At 41.1% G+C, this 18,221-nt stretch carries 18 protein-coding genes; 6 read left to right on the forward strand and 12 right to left on the reverse strand.

The features are described from left to right. Positions 1 to 56 precede the first annotated feature (56 nt). Entirely contained in the window at positions 57 to 722 is a 666-nt protein-coding gene (locus B4N43_RS07000; protein ID WP_075991919.1) for a DUF2625 domain-containing protein, read from the reverse strand. 203 nt (positions 723 to 925) lie between these two features. Here B4N43_RS07000 and B4N43_RS07005 point away from each other — a divergent pair, with 203 nt between their 5' ends. Continuing rightward, a complete protein-coding gene (locus B4N43_RS07005; protein ID WP_075991918.1) occupies positions 926 to 1,456 on the forward strand; it encodes a YfiT family bacillithiol transferase in 531 nt (176 codons plus the stop codon). 77 nt (positions 1,457 to 1,533) lie between these two features. Here the strand turns inward: B4N43_RS07005 and B4N43_RS07010 are convergent, their stop codons facing one another. The 3 genes from B4N43_RS07010 to B4N43_RS07020 are packed head-to-tail and all read right to left on the reverse strand — an operon-like array spanning position 1,534 to position 6,817. Then, positions 1,534 to 1,761, reverse strand: a complete 228-nt coding sequence (locus tag B4N43_RS07010; RefSeq protein ID WP_120334747.1) for a hypothetical protein — start codon at positions 1,759 to 1,761, stop codon at positions 1,534 to 1,536. A 3-nt stretch (positions 1,762 to 1,764) separates the two neighbouring features. Beyond that, the gene (locus B4N43_RS07015) at positions 1,765 to 4,314 is read right to left on the reverse strand and encodes an SEL1-like repeat protein (RefSeq protein ID WP_286733746.1); all 2,550 of its coding nucleotides are present in this window, start codon (positions 4,312 to 4,314) and stop codon (positions 1,765 to 1,767) included. A 25-nt stretch (positions 4,315 to 4,339) separates the two neighbouring features. Beyond that, a complete protein-coding gene (locus B4N43_RS07020; protein ID WP_286733747.1) occupies positions 4,340 to 6,817 on the reverse strand; it encodes an SEL1-like repeat protein in 2,478 nt (825 codons plus the stop codon). A gap of 174 nt (positions 6,818 to 6,991) precedes the next feature. Between B4N43_RS07020 and B4N43_RS07025 the strand changes: the two genes are divergently transcribed. Both B4N43_RS07025 and B4N43_RS07030 read left to right on the forward strand, forming a co-directional pair. After that, a complete protein-coding gene (locus B4N43_RS07025) occupies positions 6,992 to 7,549 on the forward strand; it encodes a hypothetical protein (protein ID WP_286733749.1) in 558 nt (185 codons plus the stop codon). A 60-nt stretch (positions 7,550 to 7,609) separates the two neighbouring features. After that, positions 7,610 to 8,170: a hypothetical protein gene (locus tag B4N43_RS07030; RefSeq protein ID WP_286733751.1), complete on the forward strand. Its 561-nt coding sequence runs from the start codon at positions 7,610 to 7,612 to the stop codon at positions 8,168 to 8,170. Between the two features lie 121 nt (positions 8,171 to 8,291). Here B4N43_RS07030 and B4N43_RS07035 read toward each other — a convergent pair whose 3' ends face one another. The 6 genes from B4N43_RS07035 to B4N43_RS07060 all read right to left on the reverse strand — a co-directional run bounded on the left by B4N43_RS07035 (position 8,292) and on the right by B4N43_RS07060 (position 13,183). Beyond that, complete coding sequence (locus B4N43_RS07035; RefSeq protein ID WP_075991913.1) at positions 8,292 to 8,996, reverse strand: NUDIX hydrolase; 705 nt, start codon at positions 8,994 to 8,996, stop codon at positions 8,292 to 8,294. 3 nt (positions 8,997 to 8,999) lie between these two features. Beyond that, on the reverse strand, positions 9,000 to 9,305 hold the full coding sequence (locus B4N43_RS07040) for a hypothetical protein (protein WP_286733753.1): 306 nt from the start codon (positions 9,303 to 9,305) through the stop codon (positions 9,000 to 9,002). A gap of 18 nt (positions 9,306 to 9,323) precedes the next feature. Then, a complete protein-coding gene (locus tag B4N43_RS07045; RefSeq protein WP_286733755.1) occupies positions 9,324 to 9,911 on the reverse strand; it encodes a hypothetical protein in 588 nt (195 codons plus the stop codon). Between the two features lie 186 nt (positions 9,912 to 10,097). Then, positions 10,098 to 10,880: an NAD(+) synthase gene (gene nadE, locus B4N43_RS07050; RefSeq protein WP_075991911.1), complete on the reverse strand. Its 783-nt coding sequence runs from the start codon at positions 10,878 to 10,880 to the stop codon at positions 10,098 to 10,100. Beyond that, positions 10,870 to 12,360: a nicotinate phosphoribosyltransferase gene (locus tag B4N43_RS07055; RefSeq protein ID WP_286733756.1), complete on the reverse strand. Its 1,491-nt coding sequence runs from the start codon at positions 12,358 to 12,360 to the stop codon at positions 10,870 to 10,872. The genes nadE and B4N43_RS07055 overlap by 11 nt, the downstream gene beginning before the upstream one ends. 10 nt (positions 12,361 to 12,370) lie before the next feature. Beyond that, positions 12,371 to 13,183, reverse strand: coding sequence for a hypothetical protein (locus B4N43_RS07060; protein WP_248933388.1), 813 nt, complete (start codon positions 13,181 to 13,183; stop codon positions 12,371 to 12,373). Between the two features lie 704 nt (positions 13,184 to 13,887). Between B4N43_RS07060 and B4N43_RS07065 the strand changes: the two genes are divergently transcribed. From B4N43_RS07065 to B4N43_RS07075, 3 genes are read left to right on the forward strand one after another with little or no spacing between them, the layout of a single operon-like run. Beyond that, a complete protein-coding gene (locus B4N43_RS07065) occupies positions 13,888 to 14,379 on the forward strand; it encodes a hypothetical protein (protein ID WP_145328594.1) in 492 nt (163 codons plus the stop codon). 2 nt (positions 14,380 to 14,381) lie between these two features. Continuing rightward, on the forward strand, positions 14,382 to 15,338 hold the full coding sequence (locus tag B4N43_RS07070) for a hypothetical protein (protein WP_145328596.1): 957 nt from the start codon (positions 14,382 to 14,384) through the stop codon (positions 15,336 to 15,338). Between the two features lie 15 nt (positions 15,339 to 15,353). Then, a complete protein-coding gene (locus B4N43_RS07075; protein ID WP_286733759.1) occupies positions 15,354 to 16,031 on the forward strand; it encodes a YiiX family permuted papain-like enzyme in 678 nt (225 codons plus the stop codon). 13 nt (positions 16,032 to 16,044) lie between these two features. Here the strand turns inward: B4N43_RS07075 and B4N43_RS07080 are convergent, their stop codons facing one another. Both B4N43_RS07080 and B4N43_RS07085 read right to left on the reverse strand, forming a co-directional pair. Further along, positions 16,045 to 17,016, reverse strand: coding sequence for a Gfo/Idh/MocA family oxidoreductase (locus B4N43_RS07080; protein WP_244294510.1), 972 nt, complete (start codon positions 17,014 to 17,016; stop codon positions 16,045 to 16,047). Further along, positions 17,009 to 18,220 carry a M20 metallopeptidase family protein gene (locus B4N43_RS07085; protein WP_145328602.1) on the reverse strand — a complete coding sequence of 404 codons (1,212 nt, stop codon included), beginning with the start codon at positions 18,218 to 18,220 and terminating at the stop codon, positions 17,009 to 17,011. The genes B4N43_RS07080 and B4N43_RS07085 overlap by 8 nt, the downstream gene beginning before the upstream one ends. Between the last annotated feature and the right edge of the window lies 1 nt (position 18,221).

Genomic DNA, 18,221 nt, shown 5'->3' on the forward strand with positions numbered 1-18,221 from the left:
GTCCTATCACCCTATTAAAGCATTAAGCTGAAGGGTTTGTCGTATTAAAATAACGATTAGCGTCTGCCAGCAAATTCCATCGTAAAATGGTAGTTCTCATCGATTGCCATTGGCTTGCGATCTACTTTACGAAAATCCCGTGCTTCTTCAGTCCATAGAAAAGGATAAAACGAAAAAACTTGATTACCATTCAACGATTTGACGTCTTCACTCCAGTCTTTCCATTTAAATGTTTCATAAAACTGTCTGATATCCCCTTTCAAAGCCCAAAAAACAAAGTCCGAATAGCCACATTCCAAACTTTCCCATTGCAAGGTATCTTGAGCAAAATAATAGACCTGTCCAATAGCGTCTCCCAGAGCGCCGGCATTGATGGCAAAATAACCACCCAAAACATCGTCAGCTATAAGAAGAAATCCTCCTTTTTCGCCTTCCTTGTCAAAACTTTTGCCCTTATTCCACTCCATAATTCCGCGGTTCAGCTTTGGCGAACCGGAGCCTAAAATTCGCAACCAGCCACCATCGATCAGTATACCACCGCTTTGATGAATAATGGCCCCCATCGGAGATTTCGTCGTAATTTGTGCCCTTAAAAGTTCCTCATCAGCCCGCTTAGGGTTTTGAGGAAGCACTTCATATGAATTTGTCGCTTCCTTCAACCAGCCCTCAACCAGCTTCCATCCCGAATTACTTGTATCAATCAGTTCTTTTAGACTTTTCATTTCTTGTGCTTTTATATGCTAAGATCAATGATCCTCCACACAAACAGAAGGATCATTGATCTTAGCATTTTTGCCGAAATTAACACAATTCTTTATCGCATCCAAATTACAGCTTGCACAAGAACCTATCGAAAAAAAATATTCATCGAAAACATGAACATAAAGATTAGGAACCTTGCATCTATTTTAAGTAATTTTAGGTTATGCAACATGAATTAGAAAAACTCAGATACCCCATAGGTCGTTTCGCGATACCCGATGTAATTGACAGCTCCCTGTTGAATGACTGGATCAAGACAATTGCAGATTTTCCGGCTCGGTTAAAATCCGAAGTCGGCGACCTTACGGACAGTGCGCTAGAGAAGCGTTACCGTCCTGACGGCTGGACGATACGTCAGGTCGTTCACCATTGCGCCGACAGCCATATGAATAGCTTTGTCCGGTTCAAATTGGCCCTAACCGAAGAAGATCCAACCATCAAATTATATGAAGAAAAATTGTGGGCCGAACTTCCCGACGCCAAAATAATTCCAATAGAAAGTTCGGTAAAATTGCTTGAAGGTCTACATGAACGTTGGGTCATACTGCTGAAAAGTCTTTCAGCTGAACAACTTGAAAGGGGTTTTATTCACCCCGTTACCAAAAGACTAATTTCTTTAAAGGTCAATATAGGCCTGTATGCATGGCATTGCAACCACCACCTCATGCATATTGTCAACGCCAAAAACCATTGATGGAATTACATAGCACAATGATCTTTTGACTGGCAGTCAAAAGATCATTGTGCTAAATTCACTTTATTGCCCTCACTTTACGACAATGACATCGCCCACAAAAAGGCCAGCAATCCTGCAATCAGGAGTCCAATAAGGCCCGACAGAAAAAACGACAGAAAATAATACCCCGCGGTTCGTGTTTTCTTCTTTACGATATGAACAATACCTACCGTTAACGTATAAATCGTTCCAAATCCAAAAAAAACAATCATGATCAAGTCGATCAGAATGCCACTAAAATCTATATTTGCTGATGATAACATGATTTACTTTTTCTTTTTAAATAGTTTACTAAAAAAGGAAGAACTTGCATTTGAATCATCGGACTGATTATCCCATTGCAATAAATCCTGATCGATATCCAGTTCATTGGTTTTTGCAAAACCTAACCAATGGACAAATTTTTCCTGATTTCTAAATGTAGGATCATTCTGGTAATAATCCAATAAGCGCGCTGTGGCACTTTCGTAAACGCCATAGTTATTGGCACGCTCAAAATAGTGGATCGCTTTTTTACTGTCCTTTTTAAATTTCAGTCCCTGATAATAGAGCAATCCATAATAGATATTGGAATAACTATTTTCCTTATCTCTTTTCAAGTAAACCAATAGACGATCGTAATCTTCCAAACTGTAATAGATAGCGGCTATATTGCTGTTGTTTTCTACTAATTTTAATTCCGCTTTCTGATAATAAGTGAGGGCTTTTTCCAGATCTTCTTCAACATAGGTCCCACTTGAATAAAAGTAACCTAAGTTGGACAAAGCATAGCCATTCCCCAATTCGGCTCCTTTCATGTAAGCATCAAATGACTTTTTCAAGTCTTTGTTATAGCCGATTCCATACTGAAAGAGGTAGCCAATTGCATTCCAGGCAGGGGCATATTCTTTTTGGGCGGCCTGTTCATAATATTGAATTCCCCTGTCCAAATCTAAAAAACGATTGTCTTCGCTATCGGTATCCGTAAAGATATTCCCAAGTTCATGCATGCTGCTTTCATTTCCCTGGTCGGCAGAAAAGGTAAAATAGCGCATCGCCTTTTCAACATCGCCCTGCCGGTAGCAGTCTAAGGCCATATGATACAAGGTATAACTATCATAGCTGGATTCAAAATTATCGCCCTTTGCAGTCTTCCATCGTTCAAAAAAACGACTACATGCATCAAAATCTTCCCCTGACAACTGGTCCAGCTTCTTCAGAAATTGGCCATATTGCTCTTCCTGAATTACTTCCACACCATCGTAGCCTTTTTTATACAAGAGGTCACCCTGCAATAACATCAGATCCTGATAGTGATTGACGCTTGCACAGACATAATCATAGGCGGAGCTGAGGGCCCTTTGCACTGCGTCAAAATAGTAATATCTTCCCGCATGGTCTTTCAGAATAAAATAATCCATCACAGTAGCATATACAATTTTCACATAGTGCGTTGAGAGCGGGATCAGCCAGGCCTTTTCAGCAGCCTGATAGATCCCACTTCCGGCAGCTGTTTCGATGATATAGCAATCCCAGGCACCATTACCGAAATCAGTCCCCCCTTGAATGGATTGCATTACCAAGTCTTGCAGTACATAGGCCCGGGCTTCCAGATTATATAAACGAATGCTACCGGAATCGGCAAAGAATAATGCACCTCGACCGTTCCCAGCATTGAGTTTATCAACATCTTTGACCAAGATAGTTCCATCGGGAGACAAAACAGATTTTTTCTTTTTGTTATTCAAATTCACCGCATAAAAATCAAACAGCAGTTCGCTCAGTGCACCACTGGCAAAAGCACCAAGTAAAATGCCTCTGTTGGAATAATAATGACGCAGTTTATTTTCGGGAATATCTTGATAGATAAATCCATCATAATCTATGTCAAACGGCTTGTCTGTACCAAAAACATTAAATAACTGACCTTGGGCGTCGATAATGTAGTATTGCTGATCTTTCTTTCCCTGGTAATAACCGTAAGCAAAATCTTCGAGTTCATCATATTCAAGTGGTATGATTATTTCTCCGTTCCCGACGTTGATCAATCCGTATTTTTTAGCCACGCTCACCTTACCAACGGTTGATCCAACTCCATATTGGGCTGGCGCTGCCGATGAATAAATACAGGGAATAGTTTCTTCTCCGCCCCTATTCAAATAACCGAACAGGTCATTTTTCTTTATGACAGCGATCCCTTCATAGTCAAAATCACCAATTTCCTGATAGCTTGCTTCGACCTTCACCTCCCCTTTTGCATTGCGTATCCCCCAAAGCCCCTGGTCTTCAAAAAATTGATTATCCAGACTATCAATCGCTTCGCTATTCCACCAGCCCAAGCCATAGTTGCCCCATTCCAGCTCGAGCATCGCTAAAAAAGAAGTATAACCAGCGGGAAGCAAAATAGATTCGAGCTCAGCTATGGACTGTTTTTCGATTGCTTTTTCATAGGGCAAATTCTTCTCATAGATTTCAAATGCAAAATCTTTTGCCTGTTGACTATGTTTAACATCACTCATGTTAAATACATCACTCGCGTTCAGCTGGAAGTAATCAAAGGGCAAACCGTCCAAAAAATCGAACAGTTTCCCGATAGCTGCCATGGCCAACGCATCTGAATTTAACCTATATTCACGAATGAGCAAATCATAAAAAGCGCGAAGCTTACGGATTCCTGGCTCCTTTTCGGAATAAACTAAGGTACCTTTTGCCTTCGGATTAGCAGCAAATAAGGGTAAAAAAAGCGGCGGAATCACATAGTTCCATTCCCCTAAATAATGCGGAAAGTAATCTTGATCCTTCTTATCTGTATTGTAAATATATATGCGATGAGCCATTTTCTATGCGATAATAATTCTCTTACTATTGATCAATTTCAACAGTATTTTCTTTAGCAAAATTTAACCAAAACTCGTATTTATCCGCGTTTGCTGCAGCTCCATGCGCAGCATACAGCTGCAGCAAACGATTGACAGCATAGGCGTACACGTTTTCTTCATTGGCTTGTTCATAGTAACGGATGGCTTTTGGCAAACTTTGTTTAACACCCAGTCCTTCCTCATACAAAATCCCATAATAAATAGCAGCAAATTGATTTGTGGTATCCCTTTTTAAATAACGTAATAAGTTCGCGTAATCTTGTTTTTGATAATAGATTTCTGCCATTTGCGCATCGTTGGGGATACCCGCTTTTTCAGCTTGTTTAAAGTAATCTAAGGCTAAGGCATAGTCCTGTTCCACATAGGCTCCTTCGTAATACCAATTCCCTAAGTTGGTCATGGCTTGCGCCTCTCCAAGCGCAACAGCTTGCTGATACCCTTTTAAGGCCTTCGAAATATCCAATTCAACACCATGCGCTGTCGCATATAGAAAGGCCCAGTTATTCCATGCCTGAGCATGGTTCTGCGCCATTGCCTGTTCATAGAAGAACTTTCCCTTTGCGATATCCATTCCATCGTAGCCTGCATCTGTATATATATTTCCAAGGAAATATTGGCAGTCTGCACTGCCCCGATCGGCCGCGATTTTGAGCAGCCGAATGGCTTCGGAGACCTTCCCTTCAGCATCGAGCTTCTTCCCCCTTTCAAGCAGTGTGTCATTATCGAAATACTGTTCATATCCATCACCCTTGCGTTTCGTCCAGGCTTGATAAAACTGCACAAAATAGCTTTGATCACGCCCCTGTAGCTGATAACGTTCTGTATATAAATGCCCGAATGCTGTTTCGGGTATCTCTATCACATTCCGGTTTAGGTCGAGATGAAAGATCTTCTCTCCCTTAAAAAGCAACAGGAGTTCGCCTGAGATTGCCTCAGGTGCTGGATAATGAAAAGGCGAACAAATATAATCGTAATGCTCACTGCAAAAGTTAAGCTTCGTATCGAAATAGCGCATTCCCGCAGCACAGTGTATGCGCATAAAATCCAAAAAGCAATGTTCGATTTTCTGATGGGCAATAACAGGTTCAAGTAACCATTCTCCTCGAAGAGCATCATAAATCCCCTGTCCTTGAGCACAGCCTACGACAAAAATATCTTTACGGTATTGCTGTATGCTATCTACAGCTACTTTATCTATCAGGCTATCCATCAGTCGAAATACCCCCTGTGCAAGCGAGTAAATCTGCCATCTTTTATTTTTGAGATAGGCAACACTTTGATAGCCATCCAAGACTATAATCCGATCAATTCCTTCATCCAAAATATCACCATCGGGTTGAATGACGGCAATTTTGGGCTGTAGCTTATTAGGTTTAATCCAAAAATATCCATTGGCTAGCGGCTCCAGACTACCTTCCAGAAAAGTCCCTAAATACTGACCGTCCATTCGGTAATATTTCCTTTTTATCGTTCCTTTTTGCCGGCTATAGAACAGCTTGTTATAGTCATACATAAACGGCTCGGGTGCAGGATCTGAAATAATCAATCGTCCTTCAGCCGAAAGGAGACTGTGGCTATCCCCTTGTCTTGCGTTTATAAATCCATAGGCGATCCAGTCGAGTTCATCATAGATTGCAGGTATGCTCAGCTGTTTGGCATCCATATGCAGTACCCCACGTTTTCCTGCCACTTCTACTTCAGCGTAATTGTTACCATTGATATGCCGCGCATCGAAAGCGTCGCTATATTGACAGGACAGCAGCTCAGCGCCGCTAGCATTGATATAACCATATTGTCCATTTGATTGAACTACCGCAATCCCCTGATCGTTGAATTCAAATATCTCATCATAAATCGCGTCAAGCAAAATATCACCTTTAGCATTTTTTAATCCTTGTTTTCCTTCCGCTTCGAAAACCTCTGCTCCTTTCTCCTGCACAAGCTCTTCTGCCCATAAGCCCAAGCCATAATCAATCCAATCGGTTTGAAGAGCATCTAAAAATGAAGTATAACCAGACTCTTTCACAAGCGGGTCCAGCGGATCTAAGGACTGTTCTTCGACCGCTTGTTCATACAAAGCGGCCTTCATTCTTATTTCCGCCACCCAATCTTTGGCCTGCTCCGCGTCATTTTCTTCATTCATGGTAAAAACATCCCGTCCATCGATCTGAAAAGTATCGAAAGGCAAAGCCTCCAAAAATTCAAACATCCTATTGACAGGCTCAAAATATATTTTTTTATAATGCAATTGATACCTATCAGCCAACAACGCATAAAAATAGCGAAGCCTTGCGATCCCATCTTCCTTGTTTGCATAAAGCTGGCTGCCTTTGGACCGGATATTGGCGGAAAATAAAGGTAGCATCAGGATAGGAATTTCATAATTCCATTCGGCCAGATAAGAAGGATATGTTTCTTTGGTATTGAGATTTACATTATAGATATAAATACGATGTGCCATGCGCTAATTTTTCTGTTTGTCGTTGTATCGCAGTAATCCATTCCATACGACAAGAATCATGCGAATGCTGTAAAAATACCGTATTTATCATTTTTTTTATTTAGCGGAAAACAGGGATTTTTTTCTCAGTCTATTTTAGGCAACTTTGGTTTGGATTTTGTAACAGAAAGAACAATGAATCATTTCAAATACAGTTATTATATCGGCGCATTGATACTTCTTTCATTGCAAATTGCCTGTCAGGAAAAATCAAAGCCACAGGAAGCACACCTAGCACCCGCAAAAACGACCGAAAGGCCAGTCAAAGATACTGTCTTAAAAGACACCGCATTGCCAAAACACGCCAAACTGGATAGCATTGACCATGCCAATTCGCAAAGTGTACTGGAATCTGATGAAGTCACCACAGCTTATGTAAACCTAACTTCTCAAGACAGCATCATACGCCTACATTCCAATATACGTTTAGACCATCGCTTCTTTGGCTATGAGCAGGCAGATATAGGCTCAAAAAAACTACTTTTATTTTCCATCTTTACCAACGATGTGGAACACAATCCATTTCAACTCAAACTGGGTGCATATTACGATACCGCTGGCTTAGACAGTAAAGGCTCGAAACTAAAATATGTGGACACAAAGGGTGATTTTGTGCAAGCTAAATTCATCGATTCAACCGATATACCGGTGTGCACGATCTATTTTGAAAAGAAATGGGTCGAGATCGAATAATAAAAACCGTTTCTCAATTTATATGTTTATGGGCAACAACAATAATTACTAAAAACAACCATGAAGTTCACTATAAAAACTATTTTTCTACCCTGTATAGCATTGTTTTTCAGCTGCCAGCAAAAGAATGAAGCTAAAAAAACAACTATTGCAGTTAGTACCCCTGCCAGTATAGACACTTTACAGAAAAAGGAGGCGATGAAATCCACATCCAATGATGACCTGGCTTTTTTTAATCAGCTCTATCCGATTGATATTCTTCAGCCGGAGAGCAAAAATAGTTTCAAGAAATATGGTATCGAATTTTCAGGAATATGTTATGCCTGTGATCTTGCAGAAATCAAAATAAATAAAAAACAGCTGCTTTTGGTTAATGTCTGTGATTCCAATGAAATCTATCAGATTAAAGAATTTACCGCTATCAGCAACGACACAGGCCTAATCATAAAGACCCAGCACAATGAATTTATCTTCAAGCGAGTAGAGAAAGAGCCTATTTTCGAATTACAAATCAAGGGGGATTCGCTGTTGCTAAAGAATAAACGTATCGCAAAATACTACACCCAGAAATCTTTGATCGATCAATTTGAAGTACATGATTGTGGTGATTTTCAGGGTTAGCACCGGCTTGATTTCGTTGGTATTCACGAATAGCAACAGATCAGGAGAATAAAACAATCCCGATTATTAATAAATGACCTTATACGAATTATTTCATTTCTGCCTGCTCCCCCTGTTCTACTTATACTTCAAAATAAAACCCCGATTCAGTAAGTTCTTTATATTTTACCCTATCAAAACTATAAATCTTCGCAGCCCTGGCACGCCGATCTTTCTGCTTATCGCTGTGGTCGATCAATAAACCCATGCTGAGGATTTTTTTTCGAAAATTCCCACGGTCAATTGACCGTTGCAAAACAGTTTCATACAAATTGTGCAAATCGGGCAAGGTAAACTGTTCGGGCAGCAGCTCAAAACCGATCGGCTGATAACGTATTTTCCCTTTGAGCCTTTCGATGGCGGTATTCAAGATCTGTTTATGGTCAAAAGCGAGGTCTTTATTTTCAGCAATGCCAAACCATTTTACAGCTTCAATATCCGCACCCGCTTCCAAAATATACGTTTCAGGCTTGACAAGCGCATAATAAGCAATGCTGATCACTCTTCCGCGCGGATCACGCGCTAAGTCTGAAAATGTATAAAGCTGTTCAAGGAAAATATCCTTGAGACCGGCCTCCTCCTGCAGTTTACGAAGCGCACAGTCGTCGGCGGTTTCTTCTTCCTGAATAAAACCACCTGGAAAAGCCCATTTTCCCAAGAAAGGTTCTATTGCACGTTTGGTCAATAATACCTTAAGCTGGTTTTTATCAAAGCCGAAGATCACACAGTCAACCGTTACTGCAGGCCTCGGATATTCATATACATATTTTTTTGCTGAGCTTGCCATGTACTACAAATTTACTTCGGTTGACAATTTGATCTGTATCCCATATTTTTCTTTTAAAGCATCAAACTGCAGGAAGGTTTGCTCTTCAAATCCGGCAATCGGCGACATGCAGTCTATCAATAAGGTAATACGGGAGGTGATGGACCGATCATGTTCAAAATACTCCAAAATCTGCACCGCCGAAGCCAATACGCAATGGCTTGATGCCTCTCCCGCGATATAAATGGCATCGTGTGCCCGTATTGCTTCAAGTACAGCATGGTTTACGAATTTATGACCATCATATTCGGCTTTAATAATACCATACATTTCCGTATTCGGATCCTGTCATTTGTAAACCAAGACTGGTTTTACCTGACGCACAGCACTATGAAAATAGAGCATATTCGTAAATTGACTCTCAAGCTGTGCGCCAGAGGTCCCCTCCAAACAGTGATATGGCCAGATACACAATTGTTTTTTTCCCTCAGCTTCCAAATGCTGAAGATAATCCAGCGCTAAGGCTGTATGGCCATTCACAGCACGCCAGATACCATCGCGGACATCAGCATAGCGAATGATGGTAAATGGCTCCGGATGATTTCCTTCCGTATCCAGCCACCAATCGGCATGGAAAATCTGCATCATCGAATGACAATCAAGACTGCACATCACTTGTGTCAGCGAGCCCAAATTACGGTACATCCATTGTGTTAGACGCTGAACATCTGCTTTGGAACCATTGACCGCAAGACTCCCAATAGATTCCATAAAATCGTTCTGAACATCTATTGCCAAAAGCAGCGTCCGTTTCACGTCCGAAGCTGCAGGCCTGACCTGCTCCTTTTCTGCCAATGCCAGCATTGCCGGTATATTATCCCTTTTGCCGCTGGCAATATGCTGCACATCGACAATCTGATCAAATGGTGTTATCATGCTATTCATTTTCTTTCATCAATATTTATTTCAACGCCGCATTTATTACGCAAAACGATGAGGCCATTAAACTTTTCCTCCAATTAAAAATCATCTTCATTAAAGCATAGTTTTTGTCTCTTGTTAGCTGCTATGAAGTGCTTGCGTCGATTGCCATAACTAGCCGATTGCCTTAACTAGTTAAAATTAACCCTTGAACGTAGGCACTGCTGCAAACTTGTGCGCAGATTGTTGTATACGTTTACGAATAAGTTCATCTATAACCGGGTTGCCCGATGTACCTTTCAAAATAAACCCATCGATTTGCGCATAAGTCATTCCCAATTCATCTTCATCTGTCTGTCCTTCCCAAAGGCCGGCAGACGGACTTTTATACTGAATAGATTCGGGTACGCCCAGGTATTTTGCCAAGGTATATACTTCCTGTTTGGTAACCATTGCCAACGGATTCAGATCGTAGGCGCCGTCGCCCCATTTCGTAAAATAACCTACCGTAGCTTCGGCCATATTCCCCGTACCAATAACAAATCTGCTGCCCAGTTGCGCAAACTGATACAAATATGTCATGCGAACACGTGGGCGAATATTTGCAAGGCTCAAGGCGCGGTTAGCGGCTGTGGCTTCCGCGACAAATTGTTCTTGATGAATTGCCAACGCATCCACAGCAGACTGAATGTCAAACACATGAAACGGAAAATCAAACTTCTGAATAAGCTCCATCGCATGCTGATGGCTTTTACTATTATTCATATCGCTGCCGTAGGGCATCATGACCAAGTGAACATCTACTTGTGCCAGACGGCATAAGCAGGCCACAACACTGCAGTCGATACCACCGCTCATTCCTAATACAAGTCCCTGACGGCCTGCAGATTTCACTTGCTGAGCAATCCAGGATGCCATCAATTGTGCATACTGTGCAACGTTTTCATCCTGGATGAAAAACGGTTTGTTTACGCTATTTTCCATATACTCGAATTGTTTCAGTTTTCAATCTATTCCTTATTTCTTCAAAACGCGTTGTGTGCGTAAATTCACCATCCAAATAACAGGTTTGGAGTAGGTTTCTACTTTCCAGTTCAGCTATAGTTTTTGGATTCAGGTTATCTATTAAACGAAATTCATCATTTTCGAATACCACAGCCACCATACCCTTTTGTGACTTCTTAAAGTTTCCGGTATCTGTAGCCGGACGTTTCTGAATTGCTTTAAATTCTCCATTGACAATTTCGGCAGTTCCTTTTAACGCAAAACCAAAAGTATCGCGTGTAACATATTGATAGGTATAAGAGCCTATTCCCAATATGGTATTGGTGGAAGCAAAGCCCTTATCGAGCAAAGCTTGACATATTTTATCGGCTCTATCCACTGTAATGGAATCACCATAAACCACTCCGATATGTGGATCCAGCTCCTTAAATCCCTTGCTGTTGGTCGTACCGCCAAAAAGTTCAAATAAACGTTCGACGATACCTTTCCGAACGGTACTGCGATCAGATGCCACATCACCACAGATAATTTTTACAGGATCGCCACTATCGGGGCGAATAACAACTTTTCCTTCCCTAGCCATAATAAGATCTTTCAGTTTCGGCAATACGTTGTCAACTACATTCCAGAGGTCATATGTATCCGATACAATGGAAATATTTCCACTTGGGTATACCTTGGTGATCAGATGCCGAAATGCCTCGACTTCATCCTCACCGTAGGAACACATCACACTGTGCTCCGTAGACGGGGTATACATCATCACATCACTTTTTGCATGATAGTAGGATTTCAGATACTCCCTAACGGAAAGCGTAGCTGAGACACCGAAGCTCAACAGATGCCCCCCAGCTGTACGATAAGCCGTTTCAGGAGAGCCCATACCACGCATGGAAAAATCACCGGCTTGGGTAAAGACTTTATTGACGTCGCCCGTTTTCTCGGCAAAACCCGTCAATAATCTTTTATAGCGATCTGCAATTGTCGCTGCTGTCATCGGTGACCAGATATAGGCCGATAATTGTGTTTCCAGATAACCAGGAAGCCAGAAAAAATTGGGATGTGTATTTTCAATGGTAAACATTGGCACGCCAATAGGCACCAGGCTGCCTTCAGGCAAAGCATTTACTTTGATTGGAAGGTACCCCAGTCGATGTAGATCGCGAATATGTTTCGATTCATGCATCGATGCGAACTTCGTGTTTGTATTTTCAAAAACAGCTGCTATTGCCTCTTCGTAAGCCGCCACGACCTCCTCTTCCGGTTGAGCAAAAAAGTTTGCATCAAATGAATTCGTGATTTCGGCCAAGGCCCCCTGCAATCCAAAAAATACAACATGACTAATGCCTTCTATGCGGGACATGCGCGGCGTCCAAGTCTCATAAACCCATTGCGTATGTGCAGGGTATTGATCCTTATGGCACAATTTATAACCATCTGTCCAAAGTATTGGATTCATGCTCATTGATTTAAACATAGCTTTCAGTCGTTAAGTTGATATAATTTATTTTGGGGTGCTTGGTATCCATCATAGAATTGGTGGTAAAGACATTGGTTATCGGTGAATCATCATCCAGCAGGTTCCCTTTAAAAATTCGGGGTTCGCAATGCGTGACCAAAAGATAGACTGCACTGGCTCCCATTTCTTTCAATATTTTCCCTGCCCAAAGAAATGTTCCCCCTGCCGAACACAGGTCATCGACAATAATACATTTTGCGCCGAGCGGAATATCTCCGGCCTTAAGTTCCATGCCTTCGATCCGGCCTGTTTGTGGATTCCGCTTTTTCTCAAAAATACAGCTATTTTCATAGCCGCTGTTGATGTAACGTGCGGCAGCTCCTTTATCCGGAAAAACAATCCGATCTGATTCCGAAAACTCAAGTTTTTCCATTAATTGTGGCAACCAGTCCAATGCCGGATAAATCCCTACACTGTTCGCCAGTAGCTCCAATGTCACATTGGAATGCGGTTCGACAACAGATACCGCATCAAATTGCAAACTATTGATAAACTCCGACACATATTTCAATGTAAACAAATCACCTTCAATTTTGCGATCCATACGGCTATAGGGCATATAACGGATCAGTAATCTGCAAGATTCGGTAGGTATTTCATCCAATCGCTTTTTGACAAAAAGCAAGCGGATTAAATCTCCATCCTCCTGATAAGTAAATTCAATGAGATTGTTCTTTAAGATCAACTGATCAAAATCTTTCACTTTTGTCTCCCCATTTGGAAATTGCTCTGTGACTATCTGATGCTTATTTAATACAATCATAGCTTTTAATTTTGCTTTCTACTATTGAGTACTTTTTACTCAACAAATATGAAGATTAAATTTAAGCTTGCAAAATATATTGAGTACTTTTTACTCATAAAATCAAACAACAATACATATAACACTGTATATCAGTAAAATAATTTAAATAAAACAGCGTAGCGAAAAATTCATCCCCCATTTCTAAATAGTAAACATGAAACTGATTTCCTGATTAGCGTATAGCTGATCAAGATAAGTATTAAATCGAAACATATGGATATCAAGTCATATCTAAAAACAATTTTTAATCAGTATTTAGACAGTCATTAGTCACTGATTATACAGTCTACACTGAGTCATCACTGAACAAGCACTGAACGATCACTGAACAAGCACTGAACAAACAATGTTAAAATGTCGAATTTGATATCGCTCTGATCCCTGTTTGCTACTACGGTTTCCCGCTCTTCGTTCGATTAACGGGTAGAAAGAAAACACGTCCTACAAGACAAAAAAATGTGATGGAAATATTGACTGCACAAGCCTATAGGAGCTGTTCAGGTGATAAAAAACCACCGAGAGACAGTTCCAATAAAAATTAGCTGATTATAGGGATTGAAATTTTGCGATAAAACATGATCTTTGTCTATACCAAAGTCACAAAATTCTTTGTCAGCCCACAAATGTGCTAGCAAAGAATTTGAATTACTTAAGCATAAAGCATGGAATTAGCCAATCTTATCAAACAGGATATTGAGTCAATTTTACAGATTGAATCTCAAGACATCAAACAATTGGTCGAGGACTATCGCGAAGACTTAATGGATGCGGATACCTATGACGCCATTGATGCGTACAATATGCTCTATTCGAATATTTATGAAATGTCCGAGGAAGAATACCTCGATGCTTTTCGTACGCTGGGAGAAGCCTATCCAAACTTCGGCAAGGCCGATGAAAATGACATCCAAAAATCAATCGCTGAATTAGAACGATTAAAACATGCTTTTAATGAACTACAACTCAATACAACAGAAGGTAAACAGCTTCTAGCATTACAATTAGCGGTTTTGGAACTGGACATTCAGGTCTACCAAAAACAAACTTTATCGCCGACTACACTTGAGATACAAGCTGAGATCAATTTATTGGAAACCGAATCGTTTGGATTAACCAATCAGATCAATCTGTTTTTAGAACAATACCACGATTAGTTATGCAATCATTTTATCCGACGAATCGCCTGTGGTTAAAAACAGGTCTTTGCATGCTTTGCTTACTGACCGGTCTCGCAACATCGTTGTTTGCAGATCAAAACAAGATCGTTTTTCAGTCACAGCAGCAGCCAGGAAACAGATTACCCTTTTACATTACGGACCAAGGGACGCTTTGTTATAATTTGCCGGTGGACACCATGGGCGTATATGCCATACAGATCGATCTCAACAGGCTTTTCCCGACCGCAACGGCAGAGCATCTTCGTTCAAAATATTATGAACTATCAGACAGCACAATAACAATAATCAACTATGCCGAACCGGCTACCGCCATCAACTATAGGGTTACTGATAACAACTTTGTCATATCCAAATCCTCCGATTGGCTCGCGGACTACCAACCTGAATTTCAATTCATCGCTTTGGACAGCCTCAAACACATGGAGAACTTATTCGACACGAACGATTTGGGCGGCCTAATGCAGTTGGAGGCAACCAAGCTCCCTTTTGAAAATATACTTTTATTTTTTAGTCAGCTGCATGGATTTTCCACAGTAGAGGAATTTAGCAGCAATGCCATTCATCGGATTTTAGAAAAGGATCAGTATGCTATTGCCAAACAATTTCATCACTTATTTCTGACGAGAAACAGACAAGTCGATGATTTCGAAGTACTGAAGGCGGCAATAGAAAAAAACGATATGGATTTTATCCGTAAAACCTCTTTAAATAGTCTAAACCGTCTGGGTATAGATGAAGTTAAAGCGGATTATAGCTTCACACAATGTACATTACTTGGAAAAGCGATCTTAATGAAAAACAACATTGCCATAGATTATCTTTTGCAGAAAGGTGCCACCACGGAGAAAGTATATCAATATGAATCCGACGTATTATCTGCTTTTCAACTCGCCGAAAAGACCAAGTCAAAGAAAATCATTAAACTATTTCAGTAAATCATACATAAAACAATGAAAAAGACACTTATTTACCTCATATCTCTTGTTAGTTATCTTCTGATCATCGCAGTGCTGACATTACCAGTTCATGCGCAAAAAAAGCCAATGGTTCCCAAGCAATCGAAGGCTAATTCAAAACTACCCCAGTTCAACGATGGCGATATGATCTTTCAGTCTTCTATTTCACCGCAATGCAAGGCGATCCAATTAGCAACGCGTTCTCCGTATTCCCATTGTGGAATTATTTTTTATGAGAACGGTAAACCTTATGTACTGGAAGCCGTACAGCCCGTAACTGTAACTAAGTTAGAACACTGGATTGTGCGTGGCGAAAAGCAGCATTACGCGGTTAAACGCCTCAAAAATGCAGACCAGGTACTGACCAATTCGACACTGGCCAAAATGAAAGCAATCGGCAAAGATTTTATCAGCAAAAATTACGACGCGACATTCGAATGGTCAGACGATAAGATCTATTGCTCGGAATTGATCTGGAAAATATACCAGCGTGGAGCGAACATCGAAGTTGGGAAGCTTGAGAAACTAAAAGATTTTGATTTAAGCAGCCCCGAAGTGAAAACTAAGCTGAAAGAACGTTATGGTAACAATGTTCCGCTGAATGAAACGGTCATATCACCCGCCTCAATTTTTAATAGTCCATTGTTGATTACGGTGACGAGTAATTATTAAGCAGGCTTGCCCCCTATTTTTGAAGCTGAACAATATTTCCGCCGTTTAATTTACTTTCTTCGGCTGCATCTATAAATGCGCATATTGCCAGAGTTTCCTTTTCGTCAACCGGACTTACACCCGTTTCGAAAAACGGAAGGATCTTATCCAACAATGGGCCGTATCCCATAAATTGTCCCAAATGGACAATCTGATCTTTCAAAAAAACCGTTCCACCAAAATCATCCTTTCCCTCGCGAATACCCCGAAGTGAGGCAACTCTTCCATCCGCCCACTCCCCAACATAAAACGAGGTACCTTGTTCCTGAATAGTCTTTACCGAGCGGCATCCCGGTCCCATCAATGCAAATAACATTTCGACCCCATGGATGCCATACCAATACAGATCCTTATGCGAAGGTTCCGTTACTGCCGGACAATAGACATCTGCGCCTATTACCTTAGTCCTATCCAACTCCTGAAGTCCGGTAATATAACGCAAGGAGCTTGATGAAAAAACAGGGCAATCGTAGTTTTTTGCTGATTGAAAAATTTGGAAAGCGTCTTTATAGGAATTCGCTATTGGTTTATCAATAAATAAAGGTTTTTTAGCTTTGATTACTTGAAGTGCCTGCTCCAGATGAAGATTTCCATCATTAGTCTCCAAAAACACATAGTCCACTTTTTTCAATAGCTCGGCAATACTTGATACAATCGAAACACCGAGCTGTTGCACTTCCGCTGTAATTTTCGGAATACGCTCAATACTTAAGGGAATTGTTTTGCTTCCGTAGGGATAAGCCGCAACAACCCTGTATTTTCCGTAGGGATGATTGCTAGCAGCCGTATTAATCGCTCTTGTAAAAGCAACAGCGTGTGTAATGTCTAGCCCAATGATCCCTATCTTTTTTACGTTACCATGCTCCGAGAACACCTTATTATTCGCATTAACGGCATAGGATAATCCAAATGCAAAGGAGGCCATCAAGAATTTTTTTCTATTCATTTGATTCATTCAAAAGGGAAATAGCTGCATTGACTAAAACAGCGATTGATGTTTCGAAAGCCTTTTCATCCAGATTGAACTGTGGATTATGAAGACCATATTGTGTGGCAGAATCGTCATTATTTGTGCCTATCAACATAAACAAGGCGGGATAACGATAAGAATAATAAGCAAAATCCTCGGCCGCCATCCAGATTTCGAGATCTTGTGGCACACTATTCCCCATCGTCTCCGCGATAATCGTTTTGACTTTTTGCGTTAACGCGGGATCATTATAAAGCGCGGGATAACCATGCCGGACTTCAACTTCTACCTTTGCACCAAGCGATACGGGAAGCGTCGCCGCTATTTCAGCAACCATTTCCAGCGCCTCCTTGCGCCATACCTCATCCATTGTACGAAATGTTCCGGCTAATTTGACTTCCTCGGGAATAACATTGGCCGCGCCATCTCCAATAAAACGACCAAAGGTCAATACAGATGGTACATCAGGGTTGGCTTTCCGACTGACAACTTGCTGTAAGGTGGTGAGTAACTGCGCGCCGATCATAATGGGATCAACAGCCCGATGTGGCTCCGCAGCATGGCCACCGCGTCCCTTAATGGTAAAATAGAACTCGTCGCTCGAGGCCATAAATCGCCCGGAACGTAAACCGACTTTTCCTACAGAAACACGGGGACTTACATGTAAACCCAGCACAGCTTTAATCGTTCCACCGAAAGATTCCAGAATCCCGGATTCCAAAACCTGAATCGCTCCGCCAGGAATCTTTTCCTCAGCAGGCTGAAATAGCAAAACAATTTTACCGGAAAACTCCGTTTTATAATCATTTAATATAGATGCGGCCCCCAATAGATTAGCCGTATGAAAATCATGACCACAAGCATGCATGACACCACTATTCTTCGATTTATATCCCACATCATTTTGCTCGTCTATCGGTAAAGCATCAATATCTGCCCGTAATACCACAATATCATCACTTGCCGATTTTTGACCGGTCAGCACAGCCACAACACCTGTTTGAGCGACAATCTCAAATGGTATCCCCAAATCCCCGAGTTGTTGCTGAATATAGGCACTTGTCTCGTATTCTTGGAAAGACAATTCAGGATGCTGATGAATATGTCGACGTATTGCAACGATTTTCGGAAAAATGTTCTCTATCTTGGTATTTAATTCTTTCAGTATTGGCTCGATCATC

It is taken from the genome of Sphingobacterium sp. UBA1897 (assembly GCF_002337775.1).
Lineage (GTDB): Bacteria > Bacteroidota > Bacteroidia > Sphingobacteriales > Sphingobacteriaceae > Sphingobacterium > Sphingobacterium siyangense.